This is a genomic window from Rummeliibacillus sp. NPDC094406 (assembly GCF_044763875.1).
Taxonomy (GTDB): Bacteria; Bacillota; Bacilli; order Bacillales_A; family Planococcaceae; genus Rummeliibacillus.
In genome coordinates this window covers 520,494-541,992 of sequence record NZ_JBIWGZ010000002.1, presented here as the reverse complement: position 1 = coordinate 541,992, position 21,499 = coordinate 520,494, and the positions used below count along the sequence as shown (strand labels likewise).

General features: G+C 34.8%; 20 protein-coding genes and 1 other annotated feature. Of the genes, 15 read left to right on the top strand and 5 right to left on the bottom strand.

What is annotated here, in order from left to right:
- Nucleotide 1 precedes the first annotated feature (1 nt).
- From ACIQ4I_RS07460 to ACIQ4I_RS07445, 4 genes are all read left to right on the top strand, one after another.
- Nucleotides 2-1,195, top strand: a complete 1,194-nt coding sequence (locus ACIQ4I_RS07460; protein WP_403094658.1) for a DUF418 domain-containing protein — start codon at nt 2-4, stop codon at nt 1,193-1,195.
- A gap of 40 nt (nt 1,196-1,235) precedes the next feature.
- Nucleotides 1,236-2,138, top strand: a complete 903-nt coding sequence (locus ACIQ4I_RS07455; RefSeq protein WP_403094655.1) for a fumarylacetoacetate hydrolase family protein — start codon at nt 1,236-1,238, stop codon at nt 2,136-2,138.
- Between the two features lie 138 nt (nt 2,139-2,276).
- The gene (locus ACIQ4I_RS07450) at nt 2,277-2,633 is read left to right on the top strand and encodes a DUF1516 family protein (protein WP_403094652.1); all 357 of its coding nucleotides are present in this window, start codon (nt 2,277-2,279) and stop codon (nt 2,631-2,633) included.
- 416 nt (nt 2,634-3,049) lie between these two features.
- Nucleotides 3,050-4,516 (top strand): alpha-amylase family glycosyl hydrolase, encoded by a 1,467-nt coding sequence (locus ACIQ4I_RS07445; RefSeq protein ID WP_403094649.1) that lies wholly within the window; start codon nt 3,050-3,052, stop codon nt 4,514-4,516.
- Nucleotides 4,517-4,612: 96 nt separating this feature from the next.
- Here ACIQ4I_RS07445 and ACIQ4I_RS07440 read toward each other — a convergent pair whose 3' ends face one another.
- Both ACIQ4I_RS07440 and ACIQ4I_RS07435 read right to left on the bottom strand, forming a co-directional pair.
- Nucleotides 4,613-5,470: a DegV family protein gene (locus tag ACIQ4I_RS07440; protein ID WP_403094646.1), complete on the bottom strand. Its 858-nt coding sequence runs from the start codon at nt 5,468-5,470 to the stop codon at nt 4,613-4,615.
- 24 nt (nt 5,471-5,494) lie between these two features.
- Nucleotides 5,495-6,304 carry a Cof-type HAD-IIB family hydrolase gene (locus ACIQ4I_RS07435; RefSeq protein ID WP_403094645.1) on the bottom strand — a complete coding sequence of 270 codons (810 nt, stop codon included), beginning with the start codon at nt 6,302-6,304 and terminating at the stop codon, nt 5,495-5,497.
- A 186-nt stretch (nt 6,305-6,490) separates the two neighbouring features.
- Between ACIQ4I_RS07435 and ACIQ4I_RS07430 the strand changes: the two genes are divergently transcribed.
- From ACIQ4I_RS07430 to ACIQ4I_RS07415, 4 genes are all read left to right on the top strand, one after another.
- Nucleotides 6,491-7,258: a prolyl oligopeptidase family serine peptidase gene (locus tag ACIQ4I_RS07430; protein ID WP_403094642.1), complete on the top strand. Its 768-nt coding sequence runs from the start codon at nt 6,491-6,493 to the stop codon at nt 7,256-7,258.
- 52 nt (nt 7,259-7,310) lie between these two features.
- On the top strand, nt 7,311-7,619 hold the full coding sequence (locus ACIQ4I_RS07425) for a metal-sulfur cluster assembly factor (RefSeq protein WP_403094639.1): 309 nt from the start codon (nt 7,311-7,313) through the stop codon (nt 7,617-7,619).
- Between the two features lie 616 nt (nt 7,620-8,235).
- Nucleotides 8,236-9,792, top strand: a complete 1,557-nt coding sequence (locus ACIQ4I_RS07420) for an ABC transporter permease (protein WP_403094636.1) — start codon at nt 8,236-8,238, stop codon at nt 9,790-9,792.
- A gap of 12 nt (nt 9,793-9,804) precedes the next feature.
- Entirely contained in the window at nt 9,805-10,473 is a 669-nt protein-coding gene (locus ACIQ4I_RS07415) for an ABC transporter ATP-binding protein (RefSeq protein ID WP_403094633.1), read from the top strand.
- Between the two features lie 141 nt (nt 10,474-10,614).
- On the opposite strand, the gene ACIQ4I_RS07410 is transcribed toward ACIQ4I_RS07415, so the two are convergent.
- Nucleotides 10,615-11,337, bottom strand: a complete 723-nt coding sequence (locus ACIQ4I_RS07410) for a Crp/Fnr family transcriptional regulator (RefSeq protein WP_403094631.1) — start codon at nt 11,335-11,337, stop codon at nt 10,615-10,617.
- A gap of 202 nt (nt 11,338-11,539) precedes the next feature.
- On the opposite strand from ACIQ4I_RS07410, the gene ACIQ4I_RS07405 reads away from it, so the two are divergent.
- Entirely contained in the window at nt 11,540-13,687 is a 2,148-nt protein-coding gene (locus ACIQ4I_RS07405) for an ATP-dependent Clp protease ATP-binding subunit (RefSeq protein ID WP_403094628.1), read from the top strand.
- A gap of 358 nt (nt 13,688-14,045) precedes the next feature.
- Here the strand turns inward: ACIQ4I_RS07405 and ACIQ4I_RS07400 are convergent, their stop codons facing one another.
- Nucleotides 14,046-14,249 (bottom strand): YjzD family protein, encoded by a 204-nt coding sequence (locus ACIQ4I_RS07400; protein WP_403094625.1) that lies wholly within the window; start codon nt 14,247-14,249, stop codon nt 14,046-14,048.
- Nucleotides 14,250-14,438: 189 nt separating this feature from the next.
- Here ACIQ4I_RS07400 and ACIQ4I_RS07395 point away from each other — a divergent pair, with 189 nt between their 5' ends.
- The 3 genes from ACIQ4I_RS07395 (at nt 14,439) to ACIQ4I_RS20705 (ending at nt 17,020) form a co-directional block, all read left to right on the top strand.
- The gene (locus ACIQ4I_RS07395; RefSeq protein WP_403094623.1) at nt 14,439-15,377 is read left to right on the top strand and encodes a beta-ketoacyl-ACP synthase III; all 939 of its coding nucleotides are present in this window, start codon (nt 14,439-14,441) and stop codon (nt 15,375-15,377) included.
- Nucleotides 15,378-15,404: 27 nt separating this feature from the next.
- Complete coding sequence (gene fabF / locus ACIQ4I_RS07390) at nt 15,405-16,640, top strand: beta-ketoacyl-ACP synthase II (RefSeq protein ID WP_403094620.1); 1,236 nt, start codon at nt 15,405-15,407, stop codon at nt 16,638-16,640.
- Between the two features lie 161 nt (nt 16,641-16,801).
- Entirely contained in the window at nt 16,802-17,020 is a 219-nt protein-coding gene (locus ACIQ4I_RS20705; RefSeq protein ID WP_483880684.1) for a YuzI family membrane protein, read from the top strand.
- Here ACIQ4I_RS20705 and trpS read toward each other — a convergent pair.
- The gene (gene trpS, locus ACIQ4I_RS07385) at nt 16,977-17,966 is read right to left on the bottom strand and encodes a tryptophan--tRNA ligase (protein WP_403094617.1); all 990 of its coding nucleotides are present in this window, start codon (nt 17,964-17,966) and stop codon (nt 16,977-16,979) included. The genes ACIQ4I_RS20705 and trpS overlap by 44 nt on opposite strands.
- Nucleotides 17,967-18,009: 43 nt before the next feature.
- Nucleotides 18,010-18,229, bottom strand: a binding site (T-box leader).
- A gap of 520 nt (nt 18,230-18,749) precedes the next feature.
- On the opposite strand from trpS, the gene spxA reads away from it, so the two are divergent.
- The 3 genes from spxA (at nt 18,750) to ACIQ4I_RS07370 (ending at nt 21,483) form a co-directional block, all read left to right on the top strand.
- Nucleotides 18,750-19,145: a transcriptional regulator SpxA gene (gene spxA / locus ACIQ4I_RS07380; protein WP_397540291.1), complete on the top strand. Its 396-nt coding sequence runs from the start codon at nt 18,750-18,752 to the stop codon at nt 19,143-19,145.
- 364 nt (nt 19,146-19,509) lie between these two features.
- Nucleotides 19,510-20,163: an adaptor protein MecA gene (mecA, locus tag ACIQ4I_RS07375; protein WP_403094614.1), complete on the top strand. Its 654-nt coding sequence runs from the start codon at nt 19,510-19,512 to the stop codon at nt 20,161-20,163.
- A gap of 225 nt (nt 20,164-20,388) precedes the next feature.
- Entirely contained in the window at nt 20,389-21,483 is a 1,095-nt protein-coding gene (locus ACIQ4I_RS07370) for a competence protein CoiA (protein ID WP_483880683.1), read from the top strand.
- Nucleotides 21,484-21,499: the final 16 nt, after the last annotated feature.

Genomic DNA, 21,499 nt, shown 5'->3' with positions numbered 1-21,499 from the left:
AGTGAATAGTATACCAACAACTAGTAAACAGCGAATAGATACTTTAGACATACTTCGTGGTGTCAGTTTGCTAGGTATTTTACTAGTTAATATGTTCGCATTTAGCACACCGTTGCCACATATTGATTTGAAGACGTGGTTTACAGTGCCTGCGGATAAGGAATTTCAAAAATGGCTAGATATTTTTGTACAGGGGAGTTTTTATCCACTTTTTTCAATGCTATTTGGTTATGGACTTGCCATGCAATATTCAAAAGCATCTCGTTTAGGTGAATCATTTTATAAAATTGGTATTAAGCGTTTGATCGTTCTTTTCGTCATTGGTATTTTACATGCATTTTTCATATGGTGGGGAGATATTTTGATGACGTATGCTTTTTGCGGTTTTGTAGTAATTGCTCTAATTAGGTTAAGACCAGGTTTTTTATTAGCAATTGGTTTAATTTTCTACACGGGAATCAATGGATTAATGGCATTGTTAACAGGACTTTCCACTCTAGTTGATCCTTCAAGCAGTGATATGTCTCAGTTTATCGATATTGAGGGTGTACAAGGAGCATTAAAAGCATATGGCGCAGGCTCCTGGACTGAAGCATTTACACAACGATTAACAGACTTGTCCGTTCAATTCTCTCCGTATATGTGGGTTATGGCCTTATTTACAATTTTACCCTATATGTTAATTGGGGCAGCTGCTTCAAAATGGCAATTGATAGAAAAGGCAAAAAGTAAAATGGTTTTATGGGGTATCTTAATGATTATTATGATTCCGCTAGGTATTTCTCTAAAATCATTGACATATACTTTGCACCGTAATGTCTTTTTAGATTATATTCAATCATATTTTGGTGGTCCAATTTTGGCGTTAGGTTATGCAAGCTTAGTTGTCTTAGTTTGTTGTATTCCTCACGCAACAAAAGTATTATCACCGATTGCAAAAGCTGGTAGGATGTCGATGACGATTTATCTCATGCAATCAGTTATCGGTACTTTCATCTTTTACCATTATGGTTTAGGACTTTATGGTAAAATTGGAGTAGATACAGCAACTTGGTTAGCTGTCGGCATTTATGTGATACAACTCGTCTTTGCAACGATTTGGTTCATGCAATTTAAGCAAGGACCGGTTGAAGCAGTTTGGAAGAGAATAACTTATGGAAAAACTGTACTGAAAAAAGAGGAAATAAATCACTAAATGATGTATCATGGTAAAAAAAGAAGGAGTGCTAATTTTCATGAAAATCTTATCTTTTCGTTATAACGATGTTTTAAGCTTTGGTCCAAAAGTAAAAAAAGAAGAAGCTGTTTGGGATGTATTAGCAATTCAAGAAGCGCTTCAAGTACTCCCTTCTTATTCAACAACCATAGTAGAAGGCATGACATATGGTTATGAATTTGTAGAGCAAACTCGTAAACTTGTAAGAGCAGCTCAACAATCAGAGAATCCATCTCAGTTTAAACATGATTTCAGTGAAATTGAGTGGTTAGCACCAATTCCTCGTACAACCAAAAATATTATTTGTATCGGTAAAAACTATGATGAGCATGCAAAAGAAATGGGCTCCGATCAAGCGCCCGAAGATATCATGGTCTTTACGAAAGCACCAACATCAATTGCAGCAGATAAACAAACGCTATCCGTGCATGCAGATGTAACTTCACAATTAGATTATGAAGGTGAATTGGCTATAGTCATTGCTAAAAAAGGGAAGAACATTCCGAAAAATTTAGCCTATGATTATGTTTTTGGTTACACAATTGCAAACGATATTACTGCACGTGATTTACAAACAAAACATAAACAGTTTTTCTTAGGTAAAAGCTTAGATGGTGCTTGCCCAATGGGACCATACTTAGTAACGAAAGATGAAATACCTAATCCACAAAATTTAACTGTTGTGACGAAAGTAAATGATGAAGTTCGCCAAAATGGTTCAACTAGTGATATGATGCACTCAGTAGAAGACCTAATCGTTGAAATCTCTAAATTAGTAACTTTAGAACCAGGAGATGTTATCTTAACAGGAACTCCAGCTGGTGTTGGTAAAGGTATGAATCCGCCACAATTCCTTACAGCAGGCGATGTAGTAAAAGTTTCAATTGAAGGCATAGGAACTTTAGTGAACCGCTTCGAGTAATTTTCTAAATTTATTCACTAATTTGACACAGACCGATGGAAGTAGTTTTCCATCGGTCTGTTATATTTGTTTAGTTCTTACTGATTTGATAGTATAAATGTGATAATTAATAATTAAATAGAATGTGGAGGATTTCGAATGATACACATGCATTTAACTGCGATTATAATCGCGATTATTTTATTCTTTGTATCAGCAACGATGCAAGCTGGTTCTAAAGGACAAAAAGTAACACATATGATTTTACGAGTATTTTACATTTTAATCATCATCACTGGCGGAATAATTTTCAGTTCATCAATGGCTGGCACAATGGCTATGCAATATGGTCTAAAATTACTAGGTGGACTTCTAGTAATCATTATGATGGAAATCGTATTAGTCCGTAAAGAAAAAAGCAAATCTACTGGTACTCTATGGGTTCTATTTTTGATTTTCTTAGCCTTTACTATATATATGGGCTTCCATTTACCACTAGGTTTTAAGTTCTGGTAGAATAAAGTTTTTTGGCACACCCTGACAGGTAATGTCGGGGTGTGTTTTTTTTATGCATTTTTACTTGAGCGAAATACGGCAACTCCTACGGGGAAGCGAGACAAGTGATACCCTGCAGCGTGATTAAGGAACGGAATCTAAGAACGCCAAGTCCTGTGGCAACGACTCCGTGACCAACATCCTGTTGCCCCGAGGAGGCTCATCGGTTCACCCGAGGAAAAAAGCGCCGTCTGTAGCGGAACATCCACATCTGAATAGTGGAAGGTTAATGTGTTGAAATGTTCAAAATCATTTAGTTTTTCACACTTTTGTCGAATTTTTCACTATTTTATGGGCTTTTTGGATGAAAGCATGGAGAGTTTTGAAATGGTTTGTTAAAATTACTTTGGACAGTTCTGCAGAGGAGGACTTCAAAAGTGAATGTTGCAAAATGGATAAGTACAGCTGTAGCTTCGGCGTTGCTAGCTTCAACAATTGGTACAACGACGATTGCACATGCTGAAGAAGAAACACATCAAATTAAAGATGAAAGTATATACGACGTATTAGTTGATCGTTTTTTCGATAAGAGTGTAGAAAACGATTACAATATTAATGCAAAGGACCCGAAAGCATTCCATGGTGGTGATTTTGCTGGTATAGCTACGAAAATCAATCATCTTAAGGATTTGGACTTTACAATGATTTCAATGGGTTCCGTCTTTTCATCCGAAACATATGATGGAAGTGCAGTAGTAGATTATAGCAAGATTGAACGACAATTTGGTACAAGCAAAGAATTTAAGTCACTATTAAACGACTTGCATAAAAATAACATGAAAGCGATGGTTGATTTCCCAATTAATAATGTCAGCAAAGACAATGTATGGGCATTAGAAGGAGCTCACAAAAATTGGTATACAACTGCAAGTGGCAATCGTATTAACTGGAAAACAGAAAATCCAGACGTGCAACAAGCATTAATTAAAGCAGTTGTAGATTTTGTTGGGAAGTATAAAGTTGATGGCATTCGATTGACTCATTTGGGTAATGCAGATACAGCATTCATCAATAAAATAATAACTGCATTAAAGCAACAAAATAAAAATCTATATGTTATTTCCAATGAAGAAAGCGAAGCTGACTTTGATTTAGAGTATAACCCTAAAACAATTGATACGTATCAATCCATCTTCAAAAATGTAGACGAAGATTCATCTAAAGTAGAAGAACCTTATAAAGCATATGTGAATGGTGAAACTGACAAGCCCGCTGCATTAATGATTGATGATTTGAATAGTGCTCGTTTTACTCATGCTTCAGCTGAGGAAAATATGTTCCCTCCAACACGTATTAAAGTAGCTTTAGGTGCCTTAATGACAATGCCTGGTGTACCAATTGTTACTTATGGAACTGAAATTGCTCAAAACGGTTCGAAAGTCCCTGAAACGCATGCAACATTGGACTTCCGTACAAAAGAAGATATCATTTCCTACATTGGTAATCTTCAATCAATCCGAAATAAATCAGAAACACTTCGAACAGGTAAATATAAATTACTAGAAAATAAAAATGGCTTAATGGTTTATGAACGCTATTCTGATGATGAAAAATGGATAGTAATGGTCAACAATACAGATAAAACACAAAGATATGAATTAGATCCAGCGGTCATTGGAAAAAATAAAGAACTTCATGGCATGTTTGAAAATGATATTGTCCGTCAAACTGACAATGGAAAATATAACTTAGTTTTAGATCGTGAAGTGGTAGAACTTTACCAAGTTACAGACCATAAAGGGATTAATATTCCTTATATGATTGCATTAGGTTTTGTATATGTGATTTTCATAGGATTTATCGTTGCGCTATTACGTAGAGGTCGCAAAAATAATAGAGCATAATTAATCGTAAGAAGCCCCTGATTTCATTTGAGATCAGGGGCTTCTTAAAAAATAATCTATTAGTCTAAGTAAAAAAATAGTGGAGAATAGAAACAATTAATCTTTTGGTAGTTTACTTAAGAAGAAAATGGCAATTGTTCCTGTACCAGTGTGTGCAGCAATAACAGAACCGATTAAGTGGATTTCTACTGCTTTTGGATGAAAGTTTTCAATAATTAATGCCTTCATCTCTTCAGCTGCTGCTAGGTCATCACTATGAGTTATGGCAATAACTTGATCAGAAAGAGATTCGCCACGTTCTTCCATTAATTCGATGATGCGTTTAAATACTTTCTTGCGACCTCGGTATTTTTCGATTGGAATAAGTTTCCCATCTTCAACATCAAGGACAGGTTTAATACTTAAAAGTCCACCGATAAAGGCACTTGCTTTAGATAAACGACCACCTTTTGCAAGATAATCTAAATCTTCTACAGTAAATAGATGTTCCATGTGTTGAGCATTGAAACGGATTTTTTCTACTATTTCATAAGCAGTGTAACCTTCTTCACGTAATCGAACGGCTTCTTTTACAAGTAGACCATAACCCATTGATGCACATTTTGAGTCGATGATTGTTAGTTTTAAATCAGGATATTTTTCTTTCACTTGTTCTGCCATCATTACGGCAGTGCTGTAGGTGCCTGAAAGTTGAGATGAGAAGGCAATGTAAATGCCTTCTTCTCTAGATTGACCGAGTGAACTGAATTCTTCTAGGAAGAGTTCAGGTGATGCTTGTGATGTTTTTAATAATTCGCCTTGACGAATGGAACCATATACATCTTGTATATCGACACCAATTACATCATCATATTCTTGGCCTTGGAGTTGAACGCGTAGTGGGATTATTTTGACATTGTTTTCTTCGTAAAAAGATTTTGGTAAATCACAAGCGCTATCTGCGTATATTCTCATTTTTTGAAACCCCCTATATTTTTTCTATAATCGAAGACGATCTTTGAGGATTTCTGCGATTCCATCCTCATTATTTGATTTGGTAATTTCATTAGCAATATTTTTTAACTGGTCGATACCGTTCCCCATTGCTACACCGACACCTGCATAATCAATCATTTCTAAGTCGTTATCTTCATCTCCAAAAGCAATGATACGGTCACGAGGAATACCCAAATCCTTTGCAACATGAGAAAGTCCCACGGCTTTGTTCATGCCATGTCTCACAATTTCGATAACTGGGAAAGGATCTCCCCAACGTCTGTGATCAATCAGTTCAGCTTTTGTGTCTGCTAAATATTGACGAATGATAGGCACACTTTTCTCGTTAGATTGAATTAATAAGCTAGTAGGGTTATCTCTTAAATAATCTTTTATGGCGCCGGTTGTAACTTTCGGATCCCCCATACTAAAAATATTGAGTAATTTTTCATCATGGTATTGGACATATACATCATCCATTACCTCCGCAATCAAGTTTTCAAAATGATCACGATTTAAGGATTCAACGACCTCTTGTACGACTTTTAAATCGATAGGGCTGTGTACAGTTTGCCAATGCTGATTTAACGGATGATGTACGAAAGCACCATTAAAATTCACGATTGGCGTATGTAAGCCTAGTTCATGATAATATATTTTACTCGCACGATAAGGTCTACCAGTAGCAATCATTACTTCATGACCTGCTTCTTTCGCCTTTAATAATGTGCGCTTTGTTTTATCGGAAATCACTTTTTCATCGGTTAATAGAGTACCATCTAAATCTAAAACAATCAAATGGGGTTGTACCATTCGTAACACTCCCTTCGTTTCTTCCTTTAATGTATATATACGATTATTATAGCCATACATGTGAAAATATTGTGACTAAAGGAAAATATATATAAAGTTTATCCTTTCTATAAGCTTTTAGTCAAAGCTTTGTAACAGTTCCTTTTTTTTGATAACATTACAACATAGAGATAGGGAGTGAAATAGATGAAAGTCGATCAAGAAACTTGGGGCAATATCCCTTTACTTCATGTATATAATGAGGAAACTGCTACTGAAAAGACACCAGTCGTTATTTTTTTACACGGCTTTGAGAGTGCAAAAGAGCATAACTTACATTATGCTTACCAGCTTGTCAACAAAGGTATCCGTGTAATCATGCCAGATGTACTTTTACATGGTGATCGTGAAGAAAATCTAGATTCGATTCAACTAAGTTTACGTTTTTGGGAAATAGTCCTTACTTCTATTGAAGAAGTAAACTATTTATACAATCAATTGAAAGAAAGAGGATTACTTGCTACAGACAAAATTGGTGTTTCTGGAACTTCTATGGGGGCCATTGTTACAATGGGTTGTCTAAAAATGTATCCATGGATTAAAACGGCAGCTGTCATGATGGGGGCACCGGCTTATGTTGAATTAGCGAAAGCCCAAATGGCTGAAATCGAAGAAAAAGGTTTTAAAATTCCACTATCTGAAAAAGAATTAGATAAGATGTTAACAACGATAAGTTATTTTGATATGAGTAAACATCCAGAAACAATGGCAGGACGACCTGTGTTATTCTGGCATGGTAAAAAAGATCACATGGTTCCGTTTGCTCCTGCTTATGCATTTTATGAAAGTATCCAACAAGATTATGCAGAGCATACTGATGATATAACTTTCATCGTTGATAAAAAAGCAGGACATAAAGTATCACGTTCAGGAATGCTTGCTGGTACGAAATGGCTTGCAGACCATTTGGCATAACAAAATAGTAATGTTATGATGGAGTTATCACTATACAGAAAGGGGAAACACCATGGATGCAGATTTAAAAGAAAATATTCTAGGTGCCTTAGAAAATGTTATTGACCCGGAACTGGGAATTGATATAGTTAATCTTGGCTTAGTATACGATGTAGATTTATCAGATGAGGGTATGTGCTTGGTCACTATGACTTTAACTTCAATGGGTTGTCCATTAGGTCCAGTGATTGTCGATCAAATTCGTACAGCATTATTCGAGATTCCAGAAGTAAAAGAAGTCGATGTAAATGTCGTTTGGAATCCACCTTGGTCAAAAGATATGATGTCACGCTACGCAAAAATGGCATTAGGTATTCGATAATATACAGAGATTTAATCAGTGAGGATTGCTTTTCCCTCACTGATTTTTTTATTTTAGAATCGAAAAATTATAATAAATGAATCAATTTCATTGTTCAAAGGTTTTGATAAAAAACACGAATATTAAATGGAGCATTGTTATATGCCATTCCATTAGAACAAGAATATTTCTATGAAGCGGAAGATGGCGACTCCTGCGGGAAAGCGAGACAGGTGAGACCCCGCAGTGAAGCACGGTACGGGCTTCCGAGGAGGCTCAACGATCGCTTAGCACGAAAGCGCCATCTGGAGCGGAGTACTGAGTAAATACTATAAATGAAATATTTCCCAATTATCGAATGGTTTTTTTTGAAAATATCGTATTTTTTAACTAGAAAGAACTTAGGACATTGACTCAAATACCTAAATATATCAACATTTTACGCTATATCAAAAAAAGATATAGCGTATTTTTTTGCTTTGACATATTCCTGATACATTCGATTTATATACTTTGTTTGTAAACAAGATACAGTCAGTGATGTTTTCAATGATTACGAGCTCGCATTGGTTCATCATTAGGCTTTTCAAAAAAAGAATACTACATCTACACATTTAACATGATAGGAGGCTTTTAAATGAATTTTATAAAACGTGCATTTTATAGTACAAAAGCGAAAAAAGGGAGAACCCTTTTACTTACTTTTGTATTCTCAGCGATATTAATATTCATTTTAGCGGGATTAACAATTCAAAGTGCTTCACTAAAAGCAACAGAAAATGCCAAGAAAAGTATGGGGGCAACGGTTACGCTGTCTACGAATATGGAGAATGCTTTTAAAAAATCAAGCTCATCTAATAGTAGTAGCTCTGATGGTAATAGCAATCGGCCAGATCCGGGAAGCTTTAAGATTACGCCAGTTGATCTAGATACAGTCAATAAATTAGCAAAATTAGATAATGTTTCTTCTTATAGTATTGCATCGTCTACATCTGTTAATGCTAAATCCTTTGATGCCATTTCTTCTAGTGATGAGGAGGAAAATACATCTTCGTCTGATGATTCTAGTAAAGCTAAAAATAATCAGCAAGGCGTTCCAGGTGGTGGCATGCAAATGATGAGAATGTCATCAGGTGATATCACGATCGATGGAACAAATTCTACGGCAACTGCTAGTGACTTTACAAGTGGAACAGCAAAAATTACAGAAGGTGAAGGAATTACTGAAGATGATGCTAATACCAATCATGCAGTAATCGAAACAAATTTAGCAGAAGCAAATGATATATCTGTAGGTGATACGATTAAAGTAACCGATTCTGAAAATGAAGATAAAGTTTATAGATTGAAAGTAGTAGGTATTTATAAAACTTCTGCAACAGCAGATGCGAGAAGTATGCGAATGGAATCTTTAAATCCATACAATGCGATTTATACATCTTACACATTTGCCAATAAAGTAAAAGGCAATGACTATAAAGACACTGCGGATTCTGTCGTGTATACATTATCTGACCCAGAAAAAATGGACACATTTGTGAAAGATGCAAAAAAAGCTGGTCTTGATACAGATACGTATAGCTTAAGAACAAATGACCAAGTGTATCAACAAATGATTCAACCGTTAGAAAACGTTGAAAGTTTTGCTCAAAAAATCGTCATCCTTGTGTCTGTAGCAGGTACAGTAATCCTAGCTTTAATCGTTATATTAACGATTCGTGAACGTAAATATGAAATCGGGGTACTGCTTTCACTTGGCGAAAAACGTACGAAGATTATTGGTCAGTTCTTCACAGAATTGCTCGTCGTTTTAGTAATTGCCCTCGTAATTGCTGGAGTTAGCGGTAAATTTGTTGGCAATATTGTAGGAGAACAACTTTTAGAACAACAAGCGACTACGACTGCTTCGACATCAAGTAATCAAGGAGGTCCTGGACAATTTAGAGGACAAGCCCAAGGTCAAGGAGGTCCATGGCAAGGTGGCCCTGGAAATGGTGGAAGAGGTCCATCCTTCTCAAACTTCGGCGCATCCAGTGCTGAAAATGCAAAACAAATTGAAGCTTTAAATATTACATTATCATTGAAAGAATTAGTGGATTTAGGTGGCTTTGGCTTAGCGATTAGCTTCCTAGCTGTGATCATCGCATCTATTGGTGTAATGCGCATGCAACCTAAAAAAATTTTAATTTCATAAGAGGGTGAAATGATGTTAGAAGTAAAAGAAATGAATTATTGGTACAAAAATAAAGCGGATGTACTTTATGAAAATGTCAATTTAACATTTGGAAAAGGGAAATTATATAGCATTTTAGGTTCAAGTGGTTCGGGAAAGACAACATTTCTTTCCTTAATCGCAGGACTAGATGTTCCAAAAACTGGTGAAATAATATATGAAGGAAAATCATTGAAAAAGATCGGTCTAACCAATTACCGCAATAAATATGTATCGATTGTATTCCAATCCTATAACTTGCTTCCGTATATGTCCGCGGTAGATAATATCGTATCTGCAATGGAAATTACCCATAGCCAACCATCTAATAGGAAAGAATACGCATTCTCCATGCTTGAAAAAGTAGGAATCACAAAGGATATGGCACAAAAAAATGTGCAGCATCTTTCAGGTGGTCAACAACAGCGTGTTGCAATTGTTCGTGCCATGTGTTGTGAAGCCAAGCTCGTTGTTGCTGATGAACCAACAGGAAACTTGGATGAAAAAAATTCTTTAGAAATCATTCGATTATTTAAAGAACTTGCACATGAACAAGAGAAATGTGTTATTGTCATCACCCACGAAAGAGAAATTGCAAAAGAATGTGATATTGTACTTGAATTGAAACATAAAAAATTCAACGAGCTTCAATTTCAATCGTAATCAAATCATTTCTCGAGTGATGACCATTTGAGACTACAATTGAATATATTCCAATCAGAAAAAAAGCTTGGTTGCTACAGTGTAGTAGACCAAGCTTTTTGTATAGATATATTGTTACGGGGTATATATAAAGGATGAATATTAGTCAATACGACAAACGCTAATTGGGCAATTTTCACATTCACATTCATCTTTTAAATAGCTCAAATTATGGACTGTAATAATACTCTTTTCAAAGGATAATACCTTGGACTTTTTTAAATCATTGAGCATTCGATTAATTACTTCACGGCTTGTAGCGCATAGACTTGCAAAATCAGAATTCGTTAATGGGTAATCTATTACAATATCTCCATCTTCTTGTAATATACCATAAGTATTTGTTAATCGAATAATAGTGGAATAGAGAGCACCTTTTTTACCATACAAAAGCAGATCACGCAATTTTGTTTGTGTTTTTAAATTTTGAAGTTGTAACCATTTGATACACTCGATTAATATATCGGGCTCTTGACTCAAGCACATTTCGAATAAGTTTTTATCAAGTGTAATAATATTCGAGTTTTCTATAGCTTTAGCACTTAACGGATAATAGCCTGTGTTACTAAAAATAATACCTTCACCGATACAGTCATTACTATCACAAATACGAAGTGTCAATTCTTTTCCACTGACAGTTTCTTTGGATAAAATGACTTTACCTGATACAACATAGAAAATGTCCTTTACGGGTTCTCCTTCTAAGCATAAGTGGCTGCCTTTTGAAACTTTAATTAAAGAACCATTTTCTTCGAAAATTTTACGGATTTTGGTTGGAAGTGGTTCGATCTCATAAAAAGTTACCATATCATCAACAACCTTCACTTAGTTTTCTCAATTATAACATAGGAATTTAGAATTATATAAGATGATGTAAAATGTCACATTTATTTTAGATTTTAGAATAAAAATGGAGGGTTTAAAAAGTCAAAAAAGGTCAAACATTTCTCTTTACAATTAAAATCAATAGAATTATAATGTAATTAATCAAAAGGTCAAAAAAGGTCAAACAAAGGAGTTGGATCTTATGCAAATGAAAATGAACAATGAAGAACAAAAAAGCCCATTGGAACAATTTGGACGTAATTTGGTGGAAGAAGTTAAAAAAGGAAAAATGGATCCTGTGATTGGTCGGGATCAAGAAATCCGAAATGTCATTCGTATCCTATCTCGTAAAACAAAAAACAATCCTGTATTAATTGGTGAACCAGGGGTAGGTAAAACAGCAATCGTAGAGGGTCTATCCCAACGTATTGTTAAAAAGGATGTCCCTGAAGGTTTAAAAGACCATCTTATTTATGAATTAGATATGAGTGCATTGATTGCAGGTGCTAGCTACCGTGGTCAATTTGAGGAACGTTTGAAAGGTGTCTTAAAAGAAGTAAAAGAAAGTGAAGGTCGTATTATTTTATTCATCGATGAAATTCATACGATTGTAGGTGCTGGTAAAACAGATGGTGCAATGGATGCAAGTAATATGTTAAAACCAATGCTTGCTCGTGGTGAACTTCACTGTATCGGTGCAACAACTTTAGATGAATATCGTATGTATATCGAAAAAGATCCTGCATTAGAACGTCGTTTCCAACAAGTATTAGTGCGCGAACCATCTGTAGAAGATACAATTTCAATATTACGTGGTTTAAAGGAAAGTTTTGAGTTACATCACGCAGTGAAAATTCATGACCGTGCAATTGTTGCAGCGGCAGAACTTTCAAATCGTTATTTGACAGAGCGTTTCTTACCAGATAAAGCAATCGATTTAATCGATGAAGCTTGTGCAATGATTCGTACAGAAATCGACTCCATGCCACAAGAACTCGATGAAGTAACACGCCGACAAATGCAACTTGAAATTGAAGAACAAGCATTAGTGAAGGAAAAAGACGAAGCAAGTAAAAAACGTCTAGTTGTATTACGTGAAGAATTAGAAAAACTAAAAGAATCATCTAAAGTGATGAAAAATCAATGGGAATCCGAAAAAGCTTCATTGCACACAATTCAAGAAAAACGTGAAACATTGAATCGCTATCGTCGCGAATTGGAAGAAGCAGAAAATCAATATGATTTAAACAAAGCTGCAGTTTTACGTCATGGCAAAATTCCAGAACTAGAAAAAGAATTACAAAGTTTAGAAAAATCTTCGCAAGAAGCGAATGATGCTCGTCTTTTACGTGAAGATGTTACATCAGAAGAAATTGCTTCAATCGTTTCCAGATGGACAGGCATTCCAGTGACGAAATTAGTAGAAGGTGAACGCGAAAAATTATTACATTTGAAAGACACATTACATGAACGTGTAGTAGGTCAAGATGATGCAGTTCGTCTAGTAACAGAAGCTGTATGGCGTGCAAGAGCTGGTATTCAAGATCCCAATAAACCAATTGGATCATTCTTATTTTTAGGACCCACTGGTGTTGGTAAAACAGAGTTAGCAAAAGCATTAGCTACACAATTATTTGACTCTGAAGATCACTTTATCCGTATCGACATGTCTGAATACATGGAAAAACATAGTGTATCTCGTTTAGTTGGAGCACCCCCAGGCTATATCGGTTATGAAGAAGGCGGTCAATTAACAGAAGCTGTCCGTCGTAACCCATATTCAGTCATTTTATTAGACGAAATAGAAAAAGCACATCCAGATGTTGCAAATATTTTACTTCAAATTTTGGATGATGGTCGTATTACAGATAGTCAAGGACGTACAGTAAACTTTACGAACACGGTGATTATCTTAACTTCTAATATCGGCTCAAATTATTTACTTGATATGAAAGATCAAGAAAGCAAACATGCAGTTGAAGATTTAGTCATGTCTGCATTAAAACAACATTTTAAACCAGAATTATTGAATCGTTTAGATGATATTGTAATGTTCCATTCATTAACTGATGAACATTTTTATCAAATAGCTAAAAAATATATTGGTTACTTACAACAACGTGTAGCCGAACAAGAAATTGAACTAGTGATTGAAGATGATGTTCTACAATGGATTGCTAAAGAAGGTGTAGATCCAGCATTCGGTGCTCGTCCATTACGTCGCTTCATCCAACGTAATATCGAAACGATTGTTGCTCAGGAATTATTAAAAGGTGACACATTACCGGGGGATAAAGTAATTGTATATATGGATGGTGACAAAGCGTCAATTCGTAGTGAGAAAGCTTAATAATATAGGAAGAATCTAAGGATATATTTCTCCTACAAATCACTTGGGTTAACAAATTTCTAAAGAACGAGGCTGCCAATTAAGCAATAATCCGCTTAATCGGTAGTCTCTTTTTTAAAAGGGTTTTGTTAAATAATTCTGTTGATATTTGATGGACTATCCTAAAGATTATGAAAAGCTGCCTATTTCCAATGAAGGAAACCTATGAATCTTTCAGAACGTATAAATATTTAAGGAGATTTTTAACTTAATTAAATTACTAACAAAACTATAAGCATAATAATAGTGCTCTTGGTTTGTTCCTATGTGAATCGCTATAAAAGAAAAAATCCTGCCTTTATAATGGGCAGGATCTTCATTATTCGTGATGACCGATTTCTTTAGGTGAATCCTTTGGAATAACTGCATCAATTACAAGGATTAATACAGAGATTACAAGTGACATCAATAAGCCTTTTGTAAATGCTGGGCCATCTAATGGTACATTGTTAATAGAGCTGACTACATAGTTTAATGTTGAAACTAATAGTGCAGACCATACAACTAACATAATATATCTCATTTGTTTCACCTCTAACAGACTTTTCTACCTGTTCTATAATATCATATATAGCCGTTTTTTTAAAAGAAACTTTTCGTCTTCTTTTTTATTAATGGCAAAGTTATGACGGATTGTTGAAAAGTAAAAGCTTATTCGTTATAATTAAGACCAGATACTAATAATTGATAATAAGAAGAGAGGCGCTACCTCATGAATGCTGGGATTATTGGAGTAGGAAGATGCGTTCCAGAAAAGGTCGTAACAAACTTTGACCTTGAAAAAATGATGGACACTTCCGATGAGTGGATTCGTACACGTACTGGAATAGAAGAAAGACATATCGCAGAAGATGATCAAGATACATCAGATATGGCATTTGAAGCAGCTGAAAATGCTCTTAAAGATGCAGGAATTACAGCAGAGCAAGTTGGATTAATTTTAGTTGCAACTGTAACACCGGATCAACCATTCCCAAGTGTTGCATGTATGATTCAAGATCGATTAGGTGCAACAAACGCTGCAGCTATGGATCTCTCTGCTGCATGTGCTGGTTATATTTATGGACTTATTACAGCAAAACAATTTATCGAAAACAATGCCTATGATTATATTTTAGTAGTTGGTGTAGAAAAATTATCTAAAATAGTCGACTGGTCAGATCGTAACACAGCAGTTCTATTTGGAGATGGCGCAGCAGCTGTTGTCCTTGGTAAAGTTTCTGATGGAAGAGGTATTATATCTTATGAGTTAGGGTCAGATGGCTCAGGTGCTAAATACCTTTATCAAAATGAAAACGATCATATTGCTATGAACGGTCGTGAAGTATTTAAATTTGCTGTTCGTCAAATGGGGCAATCCGCATTAAATGTGATTGAAAAAGCAGGATATACTAAAAATGATGTAGATTATTTAATTCCACACCAAGCAAATATTCGTATTATGGAATCAGCAAGACAACGTTTAGATTTACCACCTGAGAAAATGTCAACAGCCATTAAAAAGTATGGTAATACATCAGCCGCTTCTATTGGTAATGCATTAGTAGAAGAATTAGAAAACGGTAAAATTCATGATGACGATTTACTAGTTTTAGTAGGTTTTGGCGGCGGCTTAACTTGGGGTGCTGTAGCAATCAAATGGGGAAAATAACACAAAGGAAAAGTGAGGAATAAAATCATGACAAAACGTCGAGTAGTAGTGACTGGTATTGGAGCAGTAACACCACTAGGAAACGATATTTCAACAACTTGGGAAAATATTAAAGCAGGCAAAGTTGGAGTAGGTCCTTTAACAAGATTAGATCAAGAAAAATTCCCTGCGAAAGTTGCGGCAGAGGTAAAAGACTTTGATGTAGAAAAATACGTTCCTAAAAAAGATGCTCGTAAAATGGACCGTTTCACACAATTTGCATTAGCTGCTTCAATTATGGCAGTGGAAGATGCAAACCTTGAAATTACACCTGAACTAGGTCTACGCACAGGTGTTTGGATCGGGTCAGGAATTGGTGGTATGGAAACATACGAACAACAATTTATGAACTTCATTGAAAAAGGTCAACGTCGTGTTAGTCCATTCTTTGTACCTATGATGATTCCGGATATGGCTGCTGGCCAAGTATCTATTCACTTTGGTGCAAAAGCGATTAACTCATGTACTGTAACAGCATGTGCTTCAGGTACAAACTCAATCGGTGATGCTTTTAAAGTAATCGAACGCGGCGATGCGGATGTAATGATTGCTGGTGGAGCTGAAGCGCCGATTACAAATATGGCAGTTGCAGGATTCTGCTCAAATACAGCATTAACACTAAATCCAGATCCACAAACAGCATCACGTCCATTTGATCAAAATCGTGATGGTTTTGTTATTGGTGAAGGTTCAGGTATTTTGATTTTAGAAGAATATGATCATGCAGTTGCACGTGGTGCCAAAATCTATGCAGAAGTAATAGGTTATGGTTCAACAGGTGATGCGTTCCATATCACAGCACCAGCTCCAGAAGGTGAAGGTGCAGCCCGTGCTATGCAACAAGCAATTGATGATGCTGGGGTAGCGCCAGAAAACGTCGATTATATTAATGCGCACGGAACAAGTACACCATACAATGATTTATATGAAACAAAAGCAATGAAAACAGTCTTCGGAGAACATGCTTATAAATTAGCTATTAGCTCAACAAAATCAATGACAGGTCATTTACTTGGTGCAGCTGGTGGGATTGAAGCAATTTTCTCTGTATTAGCTTTAAAAGAAGGTATTTTACCTCCAACAATGAATTTAGAAACACCGGATGAAGAATGTGATTTGGATTACGTACCAAACGAAGCTCGTAAACAAGAAATCACATATGCATTAAGTAACTCACTAGGCTTTGGTGGTCATAATGCTTCATTGTTATTCAAGAAATTCTAAAGCATTTAAAGATTTTAAAGCTTATCAAAAATAGTAAACAAAAACACAGGGTAAAGATGCCCTGTGTTTTTGTTTTACAATAGCAGCTATCTACTAAAAAGACTTTCTCATGAATAGAGAAAGTCTTTTGCTCATAGAATGTAAAAAATAGTAAAGGATTTATGCTAATGAAAATATTACTTTTTCTAATTTGTTATGGTCTTATTGTGATAACTTCTACGCACATGGTTTTGTATTTAAACTATCGAGCATTAGGGTATACCTGGACAACCGTTTTTACTTTTATTTTACAGACTGTCGATTTTAAAATCTTCGTTGTATCAAGTATTGGAATGCTTATCGTCTTTTTCTTCCCAAGCCCATCGCAATCTCCATCTTAGTAACAGTTTCGCTAGCAATAGCATTTGCTTTTTCTGCACCTATATCGAGAATGTGATCTAGTTCGGATGAATTGATTAATTCTTCGTATCTTTCTTGAATTGGTGTTAAATGGTTGATGATGCTTTCAGCAACACCAGCTTTAAATGCTCCATACCCTAAACCTTCATATTTTGCAACTAAGTCATCGATTGAAACATCAGTTAAAGAAGATTCAATTATTAAAAGGTTAGAGACACCCGGTTTGTTTTCAACATCGAATTTTACAATACCTTCAGAATCTGTAACGGCAGATTTCACTTTTTTCTCAATATCTTTAGCAGAGTCTAAAACGCGAATCGTCGCTTTTTTATTATCATCCGATTTACTCATTTTTTTCAATGGGTCTTGTAATGATTTAATACGAGCGCCGTTTTTAGGTAATTGAATTTCTGGAATTTTAAATGTTTTTCCATAACGTTTGTTGAAGCGTTCTGCTAAATCGCGGGTAATTTCAAGATGTTGTTTTTGGTCTTCGCCAACTGGAACAATATCTGTGTTATAAAGTAAAATATCGCCTGCCATTAAAGGTGGATAAGTTAGTAACCCAGCTGATACAGCATCTTTTCCATTTGCTTTATCTTTGAATTGTGTCATACGTTCTAGTTCACCAATATAAGATGTACAAGTTAGCATCCATCCAGCTTGTGCATGAGCTGGAACTTCAGATTGAATAAATAATGTTGACTTATTAGGATCAATACCAGCTGCAAGATAAGTTGCTGCTAGGGTACGAATGCTTTTGCTAAGTTCATCACTATCTTGTTGTACAGTGATTGCATGTTGGTCTACAATACTGAAGATACAATCATAGTCATCTTGCATTGTGACAAATTGACGGAAAGCACCGATATAGTTGCCTAATGTAATAACGCCTGTTGGTTGAACACCTGAGAAAATTCTTTTCATGTAATGTTTCCTCCTTAGAATATAAAAAAACATCATGCATCCCAATAGGGACGAATGATGTTTTGTATCCGCGGTACCACCCAAGCTTGTCGAAAAATCGACCACTCAATCTCATAACGTGAGATGCCCGAGCTTCACTACTACATGATGGTTCATAAAGCTAACTCAGAAGTCCATTCCTCATAGTGTATGATCTGTTCACACCTTCCACAGACTCTCTACACATACTTACTACAAGTACTACTCTTCGTCTTCGTTTTAATTATTTATGTTGAAGATTATAATATAGCCCAATTTAAATTTCAAGTTTCTACTTTATTAAATATACTATGGAATTTGCCTGTTTTTGATACATAAAGCAATCTTCACTTCGAAACATTTGTCTAAAAGCTAATTTTTTTGGAAAAAACTTGTGTAGAAAAAAATAAAAAAACGCAACCTTTTGAAATATAAAACGTAGATATAGTAAACGTAAATTATTTTCAATTTCAAGTTGCTAAATGAGAAAATTTTTATTGTCTTTTGATGTTTAAGAGCTTTTAATTTGGGCAATATTAAAATTGTAAGTGAGAATTACTCTACACGTTTTAAATAAAAAGCTTAAAGTAATAGAATAATTAGACATAAATCAATTGAAATAATTTCTTTTTTGTGTATATTCAAATGATAAAATATGTTGTATAATGATGTTAGACCTCTTTATTAGAGTAATTCTAATTTAAAAATAGCTAAATGTTTATATAATTAATTTAACTAACATTTTGAAAGGGTGTGTTTGATATGATGGTAACATTATTTACATCACCAAGTTGTACTTCATGTAGAAAAGCAAAAGCATGGTTAGAAGAACATGAAATTCCATATAAAGAAAGAAATATTTTTGCTGAACCACTAAGCATTAGTGAAATTAAAGAAATTTTACGAATGACTGAGGATGGAACAGATGAAATTATTTCTACTCGATCTAAAATATTCCAAAAACTAAAAGTGGATTTAGAATCTTTACCACTACAACGATTATATGAATTAATTCAAGAAAATCCTGGGTTATTACGTCGCCCAATTATTTTAGATGAAAAACGTTTACAAGTTGGTTATAACGAAGATGAGATTCGCCGGTTCTTACCACGTAAAGTTCGTGCTTATCAATTACAAGAAGCACAAAAAATGGTGAACTAGTCACATAAGTTAATGATTATATGTACAAGCTAAGCTAGAGCTCCGCTTATTAGAAATTTGGAGTTTTAGCTTTTTTGTTTTTTAATCATTTTTAAAAAGGCAATAAGGATGATCGATTTAAGGTAACTTAATAACAATATAGTATTACTCTTAAAATGAGTTACGTTTCGATAAATTTTACTTGTAAACGTAAACAACTCTATTATATTTCATATACTATTGTTATTTCTTGAGATTTATCCTTTTCATTTTTCGCCATCTCGTCATACAATAGTAAGAGACGCTGTTTATGTGGTACACCTTCAAGTATCTGGCTAGCAGACAAATCTTTTTAGAAGTAGTGACCGGAGGGAGTTGTGTAAGTATGGATATGGAACGCATTAATGAGAATACACTAAAACTCTTCATTTCTTATCTTGACATTGAAGAACGCGGTTTCACGAAAGATGAAATATGGTATAACCGAGATAAAGGCGAAGAACTCTTCTGGGTAATGATGGAAGAGATTACTGACGATATAGATTTTGAAATGGATGGTCCATTATGGATCCAAGTCGTAGCAAAAGAAACTGGACTTGAGTTAACTGTTACTTCTGCCAAATTCACTTCAGATGGACTGCTTGATTTACCATCAAGTCTAGAAGAGAAGAGAAAGTTTTTCGAAAATGCGTTTAATGGCATGGATATCAAATCGCATGAGTTTGATGAAATTTTCATCGACTCAGATGAATATGTTGATGGCTATACGTTTGTACTAAATGAATTTGATGATATCATCGATATAGCATATAGAATGCCAGAAGAAGCAAATTTCGAAAATTCATTATACGAAATGGACGGCAAGTATTATCTGCACGTAGAATTCGATGAAGAATACTCAATAGAAGAACTAGAGAATTATTTGAGTGTTATTTCTGAATGTGCTGAAGAAGCTGATACGACTATCCATCTGTTAGAGGAATACGGAAAAGCAATTATGACTGATCATTGTTTTGAAACAGTCAGAGAATTTTTTTAATAAATAAATGAAATAGGGGTGTCTTGAAAGTATAGAAAATACTTTTAAGACACCCTTTTTATTTATAGAGAGATCTAAAGTTTGTCTTTGACGTAAAAAAAGTTGTCTAAACTTAATTTTGAACAACTCTTTTTTTATTGCAAGTTGTATAGAAAATTCTTACAATTAAAGCAGGGGGGTGATACTATTTTAACAGCTTTGAATGCGAATAAGCAGTTATTCGTTTTGACAAGGCAATATGCAAGAGATCAACTGATAGAATTGCGTAATCACGAGCAGTTTTACTGTCCCAAATGTCAGGAGCCTGTTCATCTGAAAATAGGACAAGTGATGATTCCACATTTTGCGCACAAAAAACAGAGTAATTGCCAACAAACTTTTTCAGAAGGAGAAACAGCAGTACATTTACTAGGAAAACATCAATTGTATGAGATGTTCAAGAAACTACAGTTAAATGTACAATTAGAGCCTTATTTACCGATATTGGCTCAACGACCTGACGTTCTAGTTGAAAAAAAGCAACAGCAATATGCGATTGAATTTCAATGCAGTACGATTCCTATTCCCCAAATGGAAACTCGTACAATAGGGTATCTGCAAGCAAATATGATTCCTATATGGATTTTAAAAACCCCAAAAGAAAAGCAACCTTACAAAGATGGTATTCAACAAATAAAACTATCCCCATTTAAACAACAATTTATCACATATATTCAAAATCATGCGCATATCATTACTTTTGATCCGGAAACAGCAGCTTTTTTATATTTTTCACATTTAATTCCATTGGGAGGTTATCGTTTTATTGCAAATGTAAAGCATTTATCTATAGAAACTCAACATTTTCCTTTTTTAAATGTTAAAGAGCCTTCTAAAGATGAATTTCTTATCTATTGGCGGCTTTGGAAAAAAAACAGACAACAATTTCTAAAGAGACGATTATTTATAAGCAAAAAGGGGTTACAAGATCCCTTTTTACGAGCGTGTTATTTTATGGGCTGTCATGTGGAAAACTTACCGTTATTTATCGGCATACCTGTGTCGAAAACAAGCAACTTTTCTGTTTTTGAAGCTGAATGGCAGATGCTATGGTTGTTGTTTTTGTTGGAAAAAGGATACGACTTCAATCATATATCTTCTTACATCATTGATGAATTTAGAAAGATGAATCCAATATTATTTATAAATAAAAATGCCGTGAAATCACTACAACATTATAATGAAATACTTAAAAAAATAGGTATAACGCATTTTAACAGTATATTTGACGAAACAGCGCTATATCGGTATTTATACGTTCAATTTCTTGCAAAGCATTAAGAAAATTGAGAAAATA

What these genes read in the sequence shown, in the direction of transcription:
- ACIQ4I_RS07455 (WP_403094655.1), top strand. Translation starts at nt 1,236, where the DNA reads ATGAAAATCTTATCTTTTCGTTATAACGATGTTTTAAGCTTTGGTCCA.
- ACIQ4I_RS07450 (WP_403094652.1), top strand. Translation starts at nt 2,277, where the DNA reads ATGATACACATGCATTTAACTGCGATTATAATCGCGATTATTTTATTC.
- ACIQ4I_RS07440 (WP_403094646.1), bottom strand. Translation starts at nt 5,470, where the DNA reads ATGAGAATATACGCAGATAGCGCTTGTGATTTACCAAAATCTTTTTAC.
- ACIQ4I_RS07435 (WP_403094645.1), bottom strand. Translation starts at nt 6,304, where the DNA reads ATGGTACAACCCCATTTGATTGTTTTAGATTTAGATGGTACTCTATTA.
- ACIQ4I_RS07430 (WP_403094642.1), top strand. Translation starts at nt 6,491, where the DNA reads ATGAAAGTCGATCAAGAAACTTGGGGCAATATCCCTTTACTTCATGTA.
- ACIQ4I_RS07425 (WP_403094639.1), top strand. Translation starts at nt 7,311, where the DNA reads ATGGATGCAGATTTAAAAGAAAATATTCTAGGTGCCTTAGAAAATGTT.
- ACIQ4I_RS07420 (WP_403094636.1), top strand. Translation starts at nt 8,236, where the DNA reads ATGAATTTTATAAAACGTGCATTTTATAGTACAAAAGCGAAAAAAGGG.
- ACIQ4I_RS07415 (WP_403094633.1), top strand. Translation starts at nt 9,805, where the DNA reads ATGTTAGAAGTAAAAGAAATGAATTATTGGTACAAAAATAAAGCGGAT.
- ACIQ4I_RS07405 (WP_403094628.1), top strand. Translation starts at nt 11,540, where the DNA reads ATGCAAATGAAAATGAACAATGAAGAACAAAAAAGCCCATTGGAACAA.
- ACIQ4I_RS07400 (WP_403094625.1), bottom strand. Translation starts at nt 14,249, where the DNA reads ATGAGATATATTATGTTAGTTGTATGGTCTGCACTATTAGTTTCAACA.
- ACIQ4I_RS07395 (WP_403094623.1), top strand. Translation starts at nt 14,439, where the DNA reads ATGAATGCTGGGATTATTGGAGTAGGAAGATGCGTTCCAGAAAAGGTC.
- fabF (WP_403094620.1), top strand. Translation starts at nt 15,405, where the DNA reads ATGACAAAACGTCGAGTAGTAGTGACTGGTATTGGAGCAGTAACACCA.
- ACIQ4I_RS20705 (WP_483880684.1), top strand. Translation starts at nt 16,802, where the DNA reads ATGCTAATGAAAATATTACTTTTTCTAATTTGTTATGGTCTTATTGTG.
- trpS (WP_403094617.1), bottom strand. Translation starts at nt 17,966, where the DNA reads ATGAAAAGAATTTTCTCAGGTGTTCAACCAACAGGCGTTATTACATTA.
- spxA (WP_397540291.1), top strand. Translation starts at nt 18,750, where the DNA reads ATGGTAACATTATTTACATCACCAAGTTGTACTTCATGTAGAAAAGCA.
- mecA (WP_403094614.1), top strand. Translation starts at nt 19,510, where the DNA reads ATGGATATGGAACGCATTAATGAGAATACACTAAAACTCTTCATTTCT.